General features: G+C 44.4%; 11 protein-coding genes. 5 read left to right on the top strand and 6 right to left on the bottom strand.

What is annotated here, in order from left to right:
• Nucleotide 1: 1 nt before the first annotated feature.
• Nucleotides 2-1,327, bottom strand: coding sequence for a cytosine permease (locus AB6E30_RS08165; protein ID WP_372103231.1), 1,326 nt, complete (start codon nucleotides 1,325-1,327; stop codon nucleotides 2-4).
• Nucleotides 1,328-1,420: 93 nt separating this feature from the next.
• Between AB6E30_RS08165 and AB6E30_RS08160 the strand changes: the two genes are divergently transcribed.
• Nucleotides 1,421-2,359: a LysR family transcriptional regulator gene (locus AB6E30_RS08160; RefSeq protein WP_372103228.1), complete on the top strand. Its 939-nt coding sequence runs from the start codon at nucleotides 1,421-1,423 to the stop codon at nucleotides 2,357-2,359.
• Between the two features lie 101 nt (nucleotides 2,360-2,460).
• Here the strand turns inward: AB6E30_RS08160 and AB6E30_RS08155 are convergent, their stop codons facing one another.
• The 3 genes from AB6E30_RS08155 to AB6E30_RS08145 all read right to left on the bottom strand — a co-directional run bounded on the left by AB6E30_RS08155 (nucleotide 2,461) and on the right by AB6E30_RS08145 (nucleotide 7,998).
• Nucleotides 2,461-4,815, bottom strand: a complete 2,355-nt coding sequence (locus AB6E30_RS08155) for a fatty acid cis/trans isomerase (RefSeq protein WP_372103225.1) — start codon at nucleotides 4,813-4,815, stop codon at nucleotides 2,461-2,463.
• Between the two features lie 222 nt (nucleotides 4,816-5,037).
• Nucleotides 5,038-6,702, bottom strand: a complete 1,665-nt coding sequence (locus tag AB6E30_RS08150) for a VRR-NUC domain-containing protein (RefSeq protein WP_102397908.1) — start codon at nucleotides 6,700-6,702, stop codon at nucleotides 5,038-5,040.
• 57 nt (nucleotides 6,703-6,759) lie between these two features.
• On the bottom strand, nucleotides 6,760-7,998 hold the full coding sequence (locus AB6E30_RS08145) for an OFA family MFS transporter (RefSeq protein ID WP_102319844.1): 1,239 nt from the start codon (nucleotides 7,996-7,998) through the stop codon (nucleotides 6,760-6,762).
• Between the two features lie 594 nt (nucleotides 7,999-8,592).
• Here AB6E30_RS08145 and AB6E30_RS08140 point away from each other — a divergent pair.
• The gene (locus tag AB6E30_RS08140; RefSeq protein WP_017064770.1) at nucleotides 8,593-8,973 is read left to right on the top strand and encodes a hypothetical protein; all 381 of its coding nucleotides are present in this window, start codon (nucleotides 8,593-8,595) and stop codon (nucleotides 8,971-8,973) included.
• 180 nt (nucleotides 8,974-9,153) lie between these two features.
• Here AB6E30_RS08140 and AB6E30_RS08135 read toward each other — a convergent pair whose 3' ends face one another.
• Nucleotides 9,154-9,498: a YajD family HNH nuclease gene (locus tag AB6E30_RS08135; RefSeq protein WP_017060876.1), complete on the bottom strand. Its 345-nt coding sequence runs from the start codon at nucleotides 9,496-9,498 to the stop codon at nucleotides 9,154-9,156.
• 284 nt (nucleotides 9,499-9,782) lie between these two features.
• Here AB6E30_RS08135 and yghU point away from each other — a divergent pair, with 284 nt between their 5' ends.
• The 3 genes from yghU (at nucleotide 9,783) to AB6E30_RS08120 (ending at nucleotide 15,932) form a co-directional block, all read left to right on the top strand.
• Nucleotides 9,783-10,640 (top strand): glutathione-dependent disulfide-bond oxidoreductase, encoded by an 858-nt coding sequence (yghU, locus tag AB6E30_RS08130; protein WP_102332906.1) that lies wholly within the window; start codon nucleotides 9,783-9,785, stop codon nucleotides 10,638-10,640.
• Between the two features lie 276 nt (nucleotides 10,641-10,916).
• Nucleotides 10,917-15,404, top strand: coding sequence for an SslE/AcfD family lipoprotein zinc metalloprotease (locus AB6E30_RS08125; RefSeq protein ID WP_372103222.1), 4,488 nt, complete (start codon nucleotides 10,917-10,919; stop codon nucleotides 15,402-15,404).
• A gap of 204 nt (nucleotides 15,405-15,608) precedes the next feature.
• A complete protein-coding gene (locus tag AB6E30_RS08120) occupies nucleotides 15,609-15,932 on the top strand; it encodes a DOPA 4,5-dioxygenase family protein (RefSeq protein ID WP_017064766.1) in 324 nt (107 codons plus the stop codon).
• A 165-nt stretch (nucleotides 15,933-16,097) separates the two neighbouring features.
• On the opposite strand, the gene fruA is transcribed toward AB6E30_RS08120, so the two are convergent.
• Nucleotides 16,098-17,858: a PTS fructose transporter subunit IIBC gene (gene fruA, locus AB6E30_RS08115; protein ID WP_102319848.1), complete on the bottom strand. Its 1,761-nt coding sequence runs from the start codon at nucleotides 17,856-17,858 to the stop codon at nucleotides 16,098-16,100.
• Between the last annotated feature and the right edge of the window lie 13 nt (nucleotides 17,859-17,871).

Genomic DNA, 17,871 nt, shown 5'->3' with positions numbered 1-17,871 from the left:
ACTATTCCTTATCACTTGAAGGAGAAAGCTTCATTAGGGCGAGGTAAATCACACCAGCGGCAAGAATGCCGTCTAACGCCGAGATGCTGGTGAACGAAAACAGGTTGAAAAACTCTGGTGCAGTACAAGCGCTGAATGCAGTACCAAATGCCCAAGAAGCCAAGCCTTTAAACATCCAAGCTGGAACTTGTTGGATGTTCTCAAAGCTCATTTTTGTCGAATCTAAAACATAATATTGAACGATGTAGACACCCGCAGCAGGCGCAATGGTTACGCTGAGTAGCATTAAGAAGTCGGTAAACTTGTTCACCATGCCGAGTTGAGCGATACCAATGCCGACGATGGTCATGATCACAACCAGAACAGGGCGCGGAATCTTAGGTAGAACCATCGACATGCATAAGCCGCCAGAGGTTAGGTTGCTACTGTTGGTGGTCCATTGTGCGAATACCAGTACTATAATGGCCGCCATGCCTAAACCTAGGGTGAAGAAGACTTCGACTAGGTCGTCGGTGCCGGTCATTTTGGTCAAGATCAATGCGATAAGAATGATGGCACTGTTGCCGACGAGGAAACCGATACCCGCTCCTAAAATCGCATCACGGCGTGTTTTGGCGTAGCGAGCAATATCAGGTGCAGCAACCGCAGCTAGAATCCAGATAGACATAACAAAAGAGATGGCTTGGCCAAGCGTCAAAGGATCTTCAATCGATGGCGCTGCGCCACCTTGATAATCAGCAGCCATAAACAAACCGATGGTAATCAACGTCACCATCAATGGAACAGAATAGGTACTGAGTTTGCCTAAAGCACGAACGCCATAGATAGCCGTCATCATCATTAACACACTGCCGCCAATAAGAGCGGTGAGGTGTGAAATTATGATGTCGTATTTCGCCAGTGCATCGACCATGATGAAAGCGAAGAAATCAGCCTGGAATGCGAACCAGCCGACTAATGAGATGCCGTTGATGAAGCCAAGAATTTTACCGCCGTTACGGCCAAATACCGCGCTGCTCACCAGCGGGGTAGACACGCCAGCTTGAAAGCCAATGTTGGCACACAGCATCGCGATGATCGCCAATAAGCCTGAACCAATAAACGTGGCAAGCAGTGCGTCTTCAAAACCAATACCGCTGCTTAGAATCGAGCCGAGAAACAGTCCCGAAATGTCGATGCCGATTGCCAACCAAATAAGGCTGATGACCCACCAAGATCGTTTGGCCTTCTCGGGAACGGGTTCCAACTCGAAGTCATCTATCTTTTTGTGGCTGTGTGTTGCTTCGGGTTTATTCACGTAAGCTTCTGCCGCCATATTGCCATCCATGCATTGTTATTCCATAAGTGTGAATAAAGCATACTGATGTATTTATTGTTAATAAATGAATATAATCAGATGTAAACATAACAAAAAACAAATGTGAGTGGCAAAGTGAATTCAAACAATAAGTTAGATAAAAGAGACCTGCGAAGATTAGAGCTTTTTTGTGAAATTGTTGAGCAAGGAGGCATCAATCAGGCGGTCGCCAGCACTGGGATTAGCCAACCTGTGCTGAGTAATCAGCTTATTGCCTTGGAAAAAAGCTTAGAATTAACATTATGCCAACGTGGACGACGTGGTTTTAAGCTGACTCACGAAGGTGAGCAAGTGTATAAATATGCGAACCAATTGAATTCGACCTTAACTGACTTCGCTTATAAGTTACGAGGTGTACAGACAGAACTCTCTGGGCATGTGCGAATTGGATGCTTGGATAACACCGTCACTTTGCCCTATAACCCACTTCCTAAAGCGATCGAGACGTTTTACCAACGCAGTAACAGTGTAGAGGTGAGTGTTGATGTTGGCGATTTCACTCAGTTGAATGAGAAGCTAGCAAAGAACCAGATTGATATGATGATAGTGGTTCTAGGGTCACATCAAAAATCAGCGTTTCAACATAAATACCCACTGTTTGAAGAGCACAGTTATCTGTATGCGCGCAAAGATCTGGCCGAGAAGATCATGGACAGGGATTTCTCATTGGATGGCTGTCGCATCAACATGGGCGGCTATGCCAAAGACGAGATGTTCCGATTACTGAATATCGAGCAGTACGATTCCGTAAAGCCTTTTGATGGTTGGCATGTCGAGTCGGGTGTAATTTTAACCTTGGCCGGCACACACCTGAGTTTTTTACCGTCTCACTTAATCGACCGTGGCCATTATGACCAAGCCTTGATTCCGCTTCAGCCCGAGAAATGGAGCCTCAAGAGCCAGTTTTACGTGGTGTTGAAGCAACCTGTGGATTCCCTTTCTCCCGCCGCGCGTGCGTTTTTTGATGAGCTACACCAACCGGAAGCATCGGCTTCAATATAGAGAACTCGTCGCTTCTCAATAGCACTTAAGATACTTTCCTATATACAAAAAATCCTCTGCCAAGACAGAGGATTTTTGCTTTTATGCTTTATGAGTGAAAACTAACGGTTCTCGAAGCGGTTGTAATCCAACAAGCCAAACTCGATCGGTTGGTCTTGTTGATACCAACGATGCACGCGATCACTGAATGGCCAGAACTCGCTAGAACTGCGTCGTACCGCAAACTTGTCTAGCAGCGCCACGTAGTCCTCTTCTGCGTTTAAGTTTTGCAGCGTTTTAACCAGAGCAGGAATCTCGCTCTCCGTTAATGACAGGTAAGCCGCAGGGTAGCTACCGACAACGCCTCTTACGAGGGTTAGGTCATCATTGGCGTAATCACGGTTACCTTCTTCATTAAACAGGCTCGAAATGTTGCTGTGAGCGTTGTTGTGAATCATGGTGAACAGTTGCTCTTCGCCGTTTTCGCCTTCAATCATGATCATCACTAATTGAGGCACATGACGCAGGCCTTCGCCCTTTATCAAATTCACTTGGTTAAGCAGTGCTTCATTCTTCCTACCAAAACCTGTTTCAACAATCTCAAAGCGATTATCGAGAACAGGTGCGAGCTTATCTTTGATCATATCAAGCAGTTCGCGTTTCGGATCGGCCGTTTTGTAAACCACGCTGGTCGGCTGATCAAAAGGTGCAATGTTTCGCTGCAAATAGTCACTCAGTTGTGCGCTTTGGTTCTGGTACCAACTAGAGTGTTCAATGTGACGAACGTCTTTAGGAAGAAGGCTTAAGAAGTTACTCTCACCTTCAAGACGCAAGAAGTCCATGAACATGCGTGTAATCAGCTGGTGACCAAAGTTGCCGTAAACATCGAAGCCTGCAACGAGAAGATAATGAATACGCTCTAGAAGAGCATAATCAAGAATCCACGCAGTCTTAGGTTGCGTGCCAACTAACCCTTGTACAACAGAGGCGCTATCGAAGTGCCTAAAGACGGTGAGAGCAGCATTCGGGTTGATGCCATCGCCATCCCAAATGATGCCAGTGTCTAGGTGGACGCCACTCTCGAACCATTGGTTAGTGAAGTCTGATTTCGCGTTTAGGTATTGCGCTTGTTGCTTTGCGTATCTTACCCAGTTGGTCACAGGTACGGTGTTACTTTTTAGTTCGCTAGGTAGCTTTAAATTTTTCTTTTGACTTGCGTAGAAGGCGTTGATTTCCGGAACATCGGCTTTCTCTGGGTCGATGAAGAAAACCCAAAAACGGTCGTTAATTACGTTCAAGGCAAGTTGACCACGACACACAGGTCCTTTGATGTAGGCCATGATGGTGTTTTGCGCGTTATCTAACATGAAGTTGAAGCGCGAGTTTACTGGCAGCGCTTCAAATGATGTCATTGGGTTTGCTGAAACATCGATGTCGTAACTAGGTAGTTGTTTTACTTCGTAATTTACGTCGACAAACCAGGTATTCCACTTTTGTAGACGCTCTTTATTAAGTGCGAAAGGCATGTGCGTTTTGTCGACGATAGTGCCTTGTTCTGGAATCAGACGGTAGTAAACACTGTCTACTTTTGGATCGTCATAAGGGCGACGAGTCGTGATGCGTTGTACCGCTTCACCTGGTGGTGTTGCAGAGCGAACAACAGTAAAGAAACGCGTTGGTTGAGCTAAATCAGAAAAATAGACATGAGATAAAAACAGGTGCTCGTAGATATAACGTGCTGAAAGTTGACTCTTATTGTCGCTCTTGTTTAAAAAGCTTTCGTAGACATTAACGAGCTCTTGTTCTGCATCAGTCAATGGAATGTGGTCGTTCATTAACGCGCCATTTTCCAACCAACTCATTAAAGTCGCGTATTCTGTTTTGTCTAAGTTTGGCATCCCATAAGGCATCCCCCAAGTTGGGTAATCTCTCTCGTATTGGGCGTACTCTTCAATGGTTGGGCACTGTTGGTCGCGATCGATTGAAAAGTCGAAACCTTCAAGCCGGGTTTGATCGGGCAGAGGGTGATTCTCTTTCTGAATCAACATGCGAGAAACAAGACCAGCATCGAGGTTAGCCGTTGAGTTCTGCATACGCTCATTGAGGACAGGATGAAAATCCGCATCGCGCCACTCTTGCGTGGTTAAAGCATCTTCAAACAAGCGAGTAGGGGCTGATGCCGTTAAGCGGGTGCCTTGATAAACGAGTGCCTTGCTCGCGCCTCGGTCTATACCTTCCACTGAAGACATTTTGAGTTGGCAAGGGGCGTCATAACAAGCGTGACAAACCACGCATCGGTTATCAATGATGGGCTTTACTTCGTCAATGAAGTGCTGCGCTTGAGCTGAAAGAATAGGTGCTTGGCGATCGCGTACTTGTTGTTCACCAAACAGTTCGTCGAAGTTTAAACCCGCGTAGACGGCACAACCTGAGAAGACGCTAACAAAAGCTAAAATGAAGAGTTTTTTTAAATTCATACGTATTTAAATATTAGGCATTTTCTATAATTATATCGAAAATGATTGAAAATGCTCATGTTCTAACAATTTTGTAGACAAGATCTTGATGGGGCGAGTGACTTGTCGATGCGCGTCACTCGCTAGTGCTCAGAAATTGGTGTTTAGACTTAGCTAGATTTAAGTCCCAAGAGCTAAAAGCTAGCAGTTAAGAGTTAAGAGTTAAGAGTTAAGAGCTAAGACTCATTGATTGACGTAACAAACAGAGAAGGGGACAGACAATCGCTCAAACTCTTTGATCCAGCGCCACTGGTTGTCTTGCAGTTTATCGCCAGGGCCTTTGACTTCAATCCAATGAAACTCATCGCCCTTGAACGCAATCAAATCCGGCATCCCAGTTCTAAATAGCTTTAAGTCACTCAATATCACTTTGAAGAGGTCTACAACCAAGGCATTTGGAATTGAAGCCATGCCGTGTTCGATGAGTGCTTTAGGAAAATAATTCCAATGAACAAAGGGGTTCGCGATACCTTGCTTTTCATCGTAAGTATCAAGAAAATGGTTCAGCCCATGTTTGGATATCGTTTGAAACACGGCTTCAATCTGTTCGGCTCGCTTGTCTACGAAATCTGAATGGTACAGATCCAATGGTCGATGTTGGTAACGATTGATAAAGGCGCCTTCAACGTCTGCGAAAATGACATCCCAGAAAGCCAAACCAAACAAGCCACACAGAAAACTGTTTTCTGAAAAGTAGACGTCCCAACCTTGGTTCTCAAAATGCTGCTTTACCGCAAGCTCGACTCGAGTTTGGCTGAGGTCTAATTCCAGTTTTAACTCTTTGCAGCTCGGCTTTATGGTTCGTGAAACTTTGTGCTCCTGTTTCCGTAGCAGCCGGTCTTCAAGCTTAATAGCGATTTCCAACTCTGACACATCCGATGGAGTAGCTTTCATTTGCGTGACAATGTCACACATTAAGTCTAGCGTACCTTGCTTATCATAGATGCGTGCAAGTCGTTCTCTGCTCGGAGGAAGTGTAGATTGTCTGAACCAAAAGATAGCTTGGTCGTTTAGATTAAGCCTTTCAAGATCGCGAGCAATATCATTGATCAAACGCGATCGTTTTCTGGCAATACTTCTGTGTTCTGATTCTTCAGGAATCGCATTTAAAAGCAGTTCCAGAAACTCGCCATCTTTGCGGTCACCTTCTGAATACAAGCGTTGAATATCGCGCATCTGGATTAATTGATTGAGCTGATCCCTAGAGGTGAAGAAGCGGTGTTGCTTGCTTAATGGGTAGTTCTCAAAGGTGTTTAGCCCAAGGTCGCTTAACACGAACTGACTTAAGTCTTGATAGGTGTTGGCAAAGAACAGCAACAGTAATACATCAATCACTTGAGATTCGATGACGTAAATACAGTCGAAAGAGAGGTTTTGAAATTGATCAAAAGGTTGCTGATCAAGCCGTAACAACAGCTCGTCTTTCTTGGCATTTCTATGGCTCTTAAGGGCGGGGAATACACTCAACAGCTCTGGTTTGGTGAGCAAGTGAAACCCGAGCTCGACCTCACTAATGGCGAGGTCATGCTGTTCTTCGGGATGACTCAACCCAATGAAGCCTGAGCTGTTTAGCTCTTGCAGTACGGTCTTTAGATCTGGGATCTCAACATAGTTGAGTTTATCGCTGCGAAACCAACGGCCTTTACGAGAAAGCAAACGAACCATTAGGCATTGGCTTGACACAGAAAGACGTTTGTATGCGGACAACCAACGACATTCATCATCACTCAGAAGATCGGGGTAGAGTGTTTGAGCGTGTTCAACCAGTCGATTGAAGTTGTCGAGATAATAAGTGGGGGAGAGCTGAAGAGTGGTTTCGGTCGTCAATGGAGAAGTCGCTTGATACAAAAAGAGCCTAACCCTAAGGTTAAGCTCTTCAGTAACAAATTCAATCTTTTCTGTTGATTAAGCTTGTGATGCTTTTAGTTCAGCAACTTTAGCTTCAGAGATTGGTTTAGTGATGATTGCTAGAACAATACACACTGCCATCATAACTGCAGAGATTGTGTAAGCTAGGCCGTAACCTTCGCCGTTTGACATTGAGAAGCCAACAACTGCTGCACCGATAGCGCCGCCGATACCCCATGCCGTGTAAAGCACGCCGTAGTTAGTACCGTAGTTTTTCAGGCCGTAGAACTCAGCAGTTAGTGTTGGGAATACTGCTAGAAGCGTACCGTAACCAACCGCTGCGATAGCCGTACCAATGATTAGCGTGAATTCAGAGTTGAACGTAGCGAATAGAGCCATGTTCGCGCCTTGAAGGATGAACGCTAGAAGTAGAGTACGTACGCCACCGATTTTATCTGCAAGCATACCCGCAGCAACACGGCCGCCTGAGTTGAATACTGCAAGGATAGACGCTAGGTAAACTGCGTTTGGCAGGTTAGCTTGAACGCTAGCAATTGTAGTGATGTTACCGATGATCATTAGACCAACAGATGCAGCGAATGCGTACATGATCCATAGAGAGTAGAACTGAGGAGTCTTCAGCATTACTTTCCAAGTTAGGTCTTCAGTCTTCTTAACCGCTTTAGGAGCTTGGCCTGCTTTTACTTTAGGCTCAGCTGGCGTGTAATCCGCTGGTGGGTTGTTGATTGTTGCTGCTAGAGGTACTGCGATTGCAAGTACACCAACACCAAGAATCATAAAGCTAGTTTGGATACCCATGCTGTCGATTAGCGCAGAAGTTACTGGTGCTAGGTAAATAGCCGCAAGACCGAAGCCTGCTGCGATAAGACCGTTAACCATACCTTTCTTAGAAGAGTGGAACCACTTCATTGCTGATGGAGACAGACATGCGTAACCGAAGCCGATACCTGCACCTGTTATAATACCGAACGTGATGTTCAGCATCATAGGCGTTGTAGCGAAACCAGAAGCAATCATACCTAGGCCTGTAAGCGCTGTACCTAAGATAAGGATCTTACGTGGCCCCATACGGTCTTGTAGGATGCCCGCAACAAGAAGAGAAACAGAGAATGTGATAGTTGCAATAGCGTAAGGTGAAGATGCTTCAGCAGCACTCCAACCAGCTTCAGTTACTAGCGCTTTGTTAAATACACTCCAAGCATACAGGATGCCAAGACAAAGGTTGATACAGAAGCCTGCTAGCAGGATACGTGTTGCTTTATCAATCTTGCTCATTTTTATTCTCAGTTTTGTCATCGGTTAGTGGAGAGCCACTTAACTAAAGACGGGTTATTGTGATTGTTTCTTCAAAATTAGTTTGCGTTTATCAACAGATAGCGCAAAAGAGCGCGGATTATAACCAATTAAAAAGTGATTGGAATCTCTTTTTCCATTTTTGGTAAATTAAATTCAATTTGTTAATAAGTTGTTTTTCATTGGTTTTTGAAATGTTTTTAACACCTCTCTATTTTGTTCTTTTTCGCTCTGTCTTCTTATTATTTCAGGGATTTTGAGGTGATGGTTTTTGAATAGACGCGTATTGCGTGCTGATATCACAGAGTTACAAATAATTTTAATTAATTTCCAAGGTTAAATTTGTGTAACAAAATAAATCGTAACAGCGCTTTGCTCATATGAGACAAGGAGTAACGGAGTTTTATTAAAAACAGAATGTTAAGCAATTGTTAAGGGTGATTTTTGTTAGTACTTTTGCTTACATTTTGTTCGATTGGAGGGGTTGTGTTGTCCGTAAAAAGTGGGAAAATAGTATGCAAACTGAGATTCCAAATTTGAAAGGATGCGTTTCCAACTTATGGTGAGGCGAGTATTATGAAACTGTTTTTAATTTTATTGATGTCAATTTCTGGTGGTGTAGCGGCAGCTGACCATATTCACTCTTTCCTATTCGGCTTCTATGTTGCGGCTCTAGCAGTTGGTAGTTGCTACTGGCTTGCATTCCGCAGTACGCGTTTCCCACAGTTGGCATTAGTGCTATTGATGTGTGGCTTTTTTGCGAAAATTGCAGTTACTGTTATCGGTGTTTCTTGGGGTATCTCGAACGATATCATTCAATCGCCGTTCATTTTCTCATTGTCATACCTGTTCTTCTTAGTGGTTGTGTCTTACGTTTGGTTTGCATACCGCGATAAATTGACGCTAAAACAACGCGCTAAGAAGGTAGAAGAGTCTCGCAAGCAAGCGGCAGCATAATTCGATTTGATTCTTAAAAAGCCTTCTTCGGAAGGCTTTTTTGATCCTGCCTACCTGAACTCTATTATGTGGTTATGACGGCAGATAAAAGAAACCCCAGTATGGTGACATACTGGGGTTACTTGTTATGTATCTATTATCTAGCAGTTACCATCTACCAAAGACTACTCTGAAGGTGTGTTATTTCTTCATCATCTTAGCGAGATCGGCGAACGGGTTGTGTGTCGCTGACTGATGATCATCTAAACTCGCTTTTGCATCCACACCATAACGCTCATGGTCAGTGTATTTTGAATGCTCATGATCGTGACAGTACAGGCACAGTAGCTCCCAGTTGCTGCCATCTTCAGGGTTGTTTGTATGGTCGTGATCCACGTGGTGAACGGTAAGCTCTCGGAGGTTTGAGTAAACAAATTCGCGCGCACATTTACCACAAACCCAAGGGTACAGTTTTAGTGCTTTTTCGCGGTAGCCTTTCTCTTGGCGAGCATACGCTGCACTCGAACCTGTGAAATCAGAAGACATTGCCAAATCCTTATCAATTGTAATACCCCGATTTTATCACAGCTTTCTTGAAGCTGTCGGTATGTCGTTCGTAAAATCATTGCTAAATGATGCAGTGGACTTATCGATATTAGATTGAAGTTTGAATACAGACTTACCTTCTACACACTAACGCTTAAGCGGGTTATGTCTTTCTGGAATAAGCCATGCTTAACAGTTTGAAAATAAATCGTATTCAGGGGTTTTAACCGCAGGCATGTGACCTAATATCAGTTTGTGAGACCCTATATTAATAAGGAAATATCATGTCAGAACAATACACTCCGCCAAAAGTTTGGGTTAACGATACTGCTGGTGGTAACAAGTGGGCAAACATCAATAGTCCTGAATCTGGAGCTCGCTTTGATAAAGAGCTTCCTGTTGGTGACCATGCTTTTCAATTGTATTCTCTTGGCACACCTAACGGTCAAAAAGTCACTATCTTGCTGGAAGAGTTGTTAGCGGCGGGTGTTAAAGAAGCTGAATATGATGCGTACTTGATCAACATTGGTGAGGCTGATCAGTTCTCTTCTGGTTTTGTTGGCGTGAATCCAAACTCCAAAATACCAGCACTTGTCGACAAGTCTGGTGACGAAGACGTGAATGTATTCGAATCGGCATCTATCTTGATGCATCTAGCAGAAAAATTTGGTCACTTCTTACCAAAAAAAGGGGCAGCAAGAACACAAACCATTAACTGGTTGTTCTGGGCACAAGGTTCTGCGCCATTCCTAGGTGGTGGTTTTGGTCACTTCTACGCTTACGCGGATGAAAAGCAAGAGTACCCAATTAACCGCTTCGCAATGGAAGCTAAGCGTCAACTAGATGTGTTAGACAAGCAACTTGCTAACAGCACTTTTGTTGCGGGTGAAGAGCTGTCTATTGCAGATATCGCGATTTGGCCTTGGTACGGTAACTTAGTACTTGGCAAAATTTACGACGCAGCCGAATTTCTACAAGTTGAGTCTTACACCAACGTTGTGCGCTGGGCGAAGCAGCTAGAAGCGCGTGAAGGTTTCCAACGCGGCCGAGTGGTTAATCGTTCATTTGGCGAAGAGTGGGAGCAAGTACCAGAGCGCCATTCTGCAGAAGACATTGACCGAGTTTTAAAGCTTAAGCCTTAGTTCTTTTTTGAACGTGTTTTTGGCAGATATACCCTATCGGTCTTAATGTTAATGGCTAATTGAAACGCCATATCTCAATCGAGATATGGCGTTTTTCCGTTTTAAGGTAGGGAGAGGTTTTGTAATTGGAATGAGAGTCTCAATTATCATTTTGTTTTTCTTATTCAATCGCTTATGAGTAATGGTCTTTGTGGTTAAGACAAAAAACAATAGTCATCGAGGTGGAGTAAATCTATAAGATAACGGTCCACTTTAAATTACGACTAACTTCGCTCAATGAAAAAAAACTTAATTGCGTTGGCTATCATATCCACGGCTCTTTTAGGGTGTAATCACGACTCACTAAGCTATAGTGGTGGCCCTGATACGGCTCCTCCAACAGATATTGTACCACCAACGGACATTCTTCCTCCGACAGATATTGTACCACCAACGGATATTCTTCCGCCGACTGACATTATTCCACCAACAGATATTATTCCCCCAACAACTTACATCGGTTCACTGTTGTCGAGCGGGGCGTTTGTTTCTGGAGATGTGTACTGTGACGGCATTCATCTTGAAAACGGAACGTTCAGTGTAAAACAAGGCGTGAGTTTTAGCTGTACCTTGGGTCACCTTACTTTAGGTGATTTCACGGCTCCTTTCCCCGAAGTCACAGAAAGCACGATTTCAAATGATGCGCTTCATGCGGCATTTGAGTTGACAGAATTACATGGAGACAACGTTACCAAGGTACTCGAATCAATTGATGTTTGTGAGACTGAAAGTGCTATCTGTCTAAAAGAGCTGGATGCTTTTGATATTGAGGATGTGTTCTCGCAGCTTGATGATCAAGATGCTGTCGATGCGTACTTTTCATCGAAAGAAGAGGAGTCTACAGATGAAGTAGGTAAGGCTCCTAGTTCACACGTAGACACAACTGTTGTTCCTGCGGTTGACCCTAATGCGGACAATAACCTTAACGCTGGTTTTGTTTCTGCAGACGCGGAGTCTACCTATGCTTATAAGCCAAGTGTTGAAGGTAAGGTGTTAACTCGCAGTAAGCTTACAGACGCTAATGGTACGCCGATTTCTGGGATCAGTTTCTTTTCGGCTAACGCGACGGGCGTGACGGATGAAGAGGGAGTCTTTGAGTACCTGTGGGGCGACAGAATCGTTTTTGGTATTGATACGTTTGAGTTTGGCTCCATTACGGGTAATCAGGTTGCTTATAAATTGTCTGATGTGACCAATAATGTGGTTGAGAAAGCGAATATCCAGTCATTACTAGAGCGCTATGCGGTTGATCATGTAAGTTATTATGAGATATCTGAAGAAGTCCAAGATACCTTTTCAAATTACCCTAACGTTATAAATGAGTTGATCAACCTAACTCTGCCAAATGGGGGGCTGATAGAGGGTACAGACTTCGAACTTCCTAATGAGTTTGTTGGTCAGTTTAGCCAAGGGTTAACGGCAGTCATTGATGAGCAGCTGCGCCAAACGCCTCAGTTTATGGATTATGTTCGTCAACCTGCCGTTTTATCTATGGATTCTGGTCAGTATGTTACGGAGTCTCTGCAGCAAATCTTCCACAACGTCACCACATTCCATGTTTTCAATGACAATGGTAGTTTTTACGGTGCGACGGGGTATACCCGTGGTATGCGAGCTCTGAACATATCGAACAGAGCATTCCCTGTGATGATGCCAAGAACTGATAAAAACCGTCAGCTTTATTTTGGTGAGAAGCAGGCTTGGACTCGTGAAGGCAAACCTTACATCGCACAACACCCAAGTATCTCGATGCCTCCGATTCCTTTAGTCTCTGAAGACAACGCGACTTATGGTTTCCCATTCGTTACTGCAGGCGAGATAGGCAAAGGTAAGGTCGTGTTCATGGGCAATGGCTTATATCCAAGTATTCTGTCATGCCCAGAGAATTATTGGGCTAATCGCACATTACATATCGACAGCAACAAACAACAGTGCACTGTTTCGAAGTTTGAAAACCTACTACATGATGACCAAGGCAGCATGAGGTTGTTTTTCTCGAACTTGTTTGAGTGGTTCAATAATGGTTTGCCTATTGCTGGGATGAATGCAGTGACCAATATTGACCAAGCCTATTCGGCTTATCACCACTCCACAATGGGTAAGCAGTACACGTTTTTTGTTAGTCCTCAGTATGGTTTTGCATCAGTAGAAAAGCGTGGCTCAGGTGACTTTGATGGTTTAGATGCGAGTACTACGCCGATTTTGATCCTTCAGGCATATCCCCCTAAGTTGGTTCAAGATGGCATGACTAACCAGTTTGTTGCTGACTTGGATAACCCGAACTTAAGCCAAGACGATATTACCGCTCTTATCAACTATGTTAATGACGGCGGCAATATCTTATTTATGGATGCTATTCAAACGACAAACCCTGAACCTATTGGACGCTTGGCGGATGCCGCTGGTGTTTCACTAGGTGGTGAAAACGTTACGCCGACAAACCAAGCTTTCTGCGGTAGCTCTTATTACTGCCAAGCACCTTATCCTAATCTTCACGTGAAGAGTCAAAAGGAAATGTTGGTTCTTGAGCGTTTTCAAGATAACCAAGGAGAGCCTCCATTCACGGTAAATCAAGATGGTACGGTTGAGTGGATCAAAGATGAGTCCAAGATTAAGTTTGAGATCCCGACTTATGAGGTTACTAAGTTAGACGCTGAAGGGAAGCCAGTGCTTGATGCGTCTGGTGTAACAGTAATGGAGAAAAAATCCGCACGTATCTTTGTTGAATCGGCAGAAGAGCGTGAAGCGGCGATCAAAGAACTGCAATCTGCATTTGTTGGAACTGATCTTTGTACAAACGATTATGAATATGAATTTAACTGTATTGAGACTCGTTCTGGAGACGGTGTTACTGTTCGCGGTGCTTATTATCGCGCAGACTTTGATCGCTATGAAGTAAGTGAAGCTGTTGTTGGTAGCATGGTTAAAGCGGCGAACTTGGGCACTAACTTTACGGCGCTTTATGAGCATGAAATTTACTATAGAACAAAAGGTACTCAAGGTAAGCGTCTGTCTAACAGCGAATTGAATCAAGCGTTTGATAACCTGTCTGTTTGGATGTGGAATGACAACGCATACCATTTTGAAACAGAAATACAAGATGAGTTGGGGTTCAAGCAGGCTGTTCAGTTCCTTAACTGTTATACCGAAGACTTACATCAAACAGACACAATGGATGCACAGTGTCCTGTTGACTTAAAAGCGTCGTTAGTCGCTAATGGAATGATTCATGGCGAAGGTGAGTTATCTGGGCAGTTGAATCCTAGCTATCCATTAAATTACATGGAGAAACCTCTGACTCGTATTATGTTGGGGCGCTCATTCTGGGATCATGAAATCGTTGTTGATACCACAATGTATCCGGGTCGAACTTCGGGGGCATCTTCGTCAAGTACGGTAATGGTTCAGACCAACGGTAAAGCGGTGACGTATTCGGCAGGAAACAATCAATCGACAGGTCTGTGGGCACCTCAATTACAAGAAGTAACTATTCAAGATGGCGTGGCAGCTACGATTACTGTGATGATCGCGGATGATCTTACAGGTAAGCCGAATCACGAAACGAGTTTGAAACGCCCTCCACGTATGCAAACCAGCTTTGACTACAATGGTTCGAGCTTAACTTTCAAGGTTCCATATGGTGGCCTTATTTACATTCAACCGAAAGTAAAAGAGCTTGGTGAAGTCTCGTTTAGCATTGATGGCGCGTTAAAAGCGGCTTGGTGGAAAGAGGGACAGTGGATTAACACTATTCAATCGGCAGACGCACCAATTGCAGAAATCGATACGGGTTCATTTATTTACACTACACCAATCAGGAATCTAGAATCCGCTGATTTGAACCAATTCGCAACAGATATGAATCGATTCGCTGAAGCGGCAAGTGACTTCTACGGGCGTGATGAGAAACAAAGCACTGGTTTACACCGTAGGTTCACTTATCCAGAACTGAATGCGTTCCGCCATCGTTTTGTGAATGACGTGCAGATTTCGATTGGCGCTGCTCACTCTGGCTACCCAGTGATGAATTCAAGCTTTAACGCAAATCGGACATACATTCCAACCAACCCTGTGAACGATTGGTTGTTGTGGCATGAAGTTGGTCACAACTTAGCATCAGCTCCTTTCCTTGCGGCTGGTAGTACAGAAGTGACCAATAACCTTCTTGCGTTGTATATGCAGGAGTTAGAGGGGCGCAATGCAAACCCTGAAATGGATCGTATTAAATCGGATATTAAGAAAGCACCTAAATGGCTAGAGCTTAATAATGAACATGCGTGGTCACATGGTGATGCAGGTTTACGATTAGTTATGTTTGGTCAGCTAAAAATCTGGGCAAAATCGAACTTTGCAATTGATGATTGGTATACACGCGGCGCAAGCCAATCTGATGTGTATGGTGAAGATGAAGGCTGGAACATGTTCAAACTTATGCACCGTAAAGCTCGAGGTGATAGAGAAGGCGACTCGAATACGAACTATTGTAGTGCTAGCGAGACTGGGCTTTCTGGTGGAGACCTAATGATGGTGTGCGCTTCTTATGTTTCAAACTATGACTTAAGTGACTTCTTTGAAGTTTGGAACGTGGGCGAAACGTCCATGACTAATGCTGATGGCACGAAGTCTTATAGTGGCGGAATTAGCTCTAAAGGTCTTAGTGCGGTTGAACAATTAAAACTAGAGAAACCAAACAACAGTCCTTTGAATGTTGATTCAATTTACTAACGCTAATTATTGCTAAAGCATTTTATAGCTTAAAAACAAACGCCACACTGAAACTACGTGTGGCGTTTTTGTTGGAATGCTCTAGAAATTTCAGCTAGATCAGTCTTCTACATGATGTTTAATACTTCGGCTGCCATTGGTTGACTGTCCTTGCTAGAGAAAGCAGGTTAAACTGCGCGTATCATAATTCTAAAGGATGGTGCCATGTACCACGGTCATATCTATTTCCCTCTGCGATTTGCAGAGCAGGCAGAAACACTACGTCAGAAAATTCTATCGGAACGTAAAGATGTATTAGAGGTTTTTCCACTAATACAGCGTTTGGTTGGTCCACATAAGATGCCAATGTTTGAGATTCACTTTGCGAACAAAGAGTCGGGCATTGTTGAATGGCTTGAGCAAGAACGCGGTGATATGTCGGTGCTTATTCACCCTGTAACTGGCGGTGAAGAAACTTTGGATCACACAGTACGAGCGATCTGGCTTGGTCGTGAATTGGGTGTCTTTGAAGAAACGCTTACTAGCTAATCAAATATACCAATATTGCACTTAACTCATTCCGACCGGAAAATACATGAACAATAAAAAGGCTCCTCAAATGAGGAGCCTTTGTTTTAAGGAGCCGTTTTACCAAGAAACCGGTTATCAAGAGCCTCTGGTTATCGGGCTGAACCGTTAACCAGAGTAGGGGGATTAAGCCTCTGCAGTTACCTTAGAGTCACTCATCTTTTTAAGAGCCGCGTAACCAAAGCCTGTTACCGCTGTACCTGCTGCAATCGCCAATAGGTACATTAGAACTGGAGAGATAGCACCAGGAATCAGTAGTACGAATAGACCGCCGTGTGGAGCCATTAGCTGAGCACCAAACATCATTGATAGAGCACCTGTTAGTGCACCACCTGCCATACAAGCTGGGATAACACGCATTGGATCTTTCGCTGCGAATGGGATTGCACCTTCAGAGATGAAACATAGGCCAAGAACGAATGATGCTTTACCTGCTTCACGCTCGCCTGCTTCAAACTTGTCTTTCACTAGGAAAGTCGCAAGGCCCATACCTAGAGCTGGAACCATACCTGCTGCCATGATAGCTGCCATTGGTGCGTAAGTTTGCGAAGCCAGTAGACCAACACCGAATGTGTAAGCCGCTTTGTTTACCGGACCACCAAGGTCGAAACACATCATTGCGCCTAGAATCACACCCAGAAGAATCGCATTAGACGTTCCCATGTTGTTTAGGAAAGTTGTCATCGCGCTCATCACGCCAGAAACAGGGCCACCCACGATGTAAACCATCACAAGACCAGTGAACAAACTCGCGATAAACGGAATGATCAAGATTGGCTTGAGGGCTTCCATGGATTGTGGAAGTTGAACCTTGTCGGCAATGAATTTCGCTGCGTAACCTGCAATGAAACCCGCTGCGATACCACCTAGGAAGCCTGCGCCTGTTGAGCTAGCCAGCATACCGCCGATTAGGCCTGGAGCCAGACCCGGACGGTCAGCAATTGAGAATGCAATGAAACCAGCAAGAACAGGAATCATCAGTGCGAATGCGGAGCCACCACCGATAGTCATCAGTGCTGCAGCCAGTGTGCCTTCTTCTTTAAACGCTTCGATACCGAATACGAAAGAGAGTGCGATGATCAAACCACCCGCAACCACTACTGGAAGCATGTGCGATACACCTGTCATTAGGTGCTTGTATACGCCTTTCTTCTCGTCAGCAGGCGCTGAATTTGAAGATGCTGTGTGTTGGTATGGTTTAGCTTCTGCGAATGCTTTTTCCATCTCTTGCTTTGTTTTCTTCAAAGCAGGGCTTGTCGTTGTTTTGTATAGCGCTTTGCCGTTAAAACGATCCAGAGGAACGTCGATGTCTGCTGCGATGATAACTAGATCAGCGTCTGCGATTTCTTGGTCTGTCAGTTGGTTTTTCGCACCTACAGAGCCGCGAGTTTCCACTTTGATTTGGTGACCTAGGCGTTTGCCTTCTGCTTCAAGCGCTTCAGCTGCCATAAAGGTGTGTGCAACACCAGTTGGGCAAGCGGTAATCGCTACGATCTTCTTGCTGCCTGTGCTTGCTGTTGTAGAAGAGTTTGGAGAGGTACCGGTCACTTCAACAGTGCTTTCAGCTTGAGAAGCGTCTAATACCGTTGCTTCTGCTACCGCTTTCTCTAGGAATGCTTTTGCATCAGCTGTGCATTCAGAGATAGCTGCTTGGTACACTTTCTTACCAACAAAACGAGCTTTATCAACATTTTTGTTAGCTGCGATAACTACAACGTCGCTGCTGTCGATAGCGTCTTGCGATACAGTTGAATCAGGTAACACGCTTGATTGACATTCAATAGCGGCGTTCCAACCCAGTGCTTTTGTCGCTTGCTCTAACAAGCCTGCTGCGATGATGCTGTTTGCTACGCCACTAGGGCAAGCTGTGATAATGGTAATATTCATAATAAACCTTTTG

It is taken from the genome of Vibrio sp. 10N.247.311.12 (genome assembly GCF_041467515.1).
GTDB classification, from domain to species: domain Bacteria; phylum Pseudomonadota; class Gammaproteobacteria; order Enterobacterales; family Vibrionaceae; genus Vibrio; species Vibrio crassostreae_C.
This window is presented reverse-complemented; position numbering and strand designations above follow the sequence as displayed.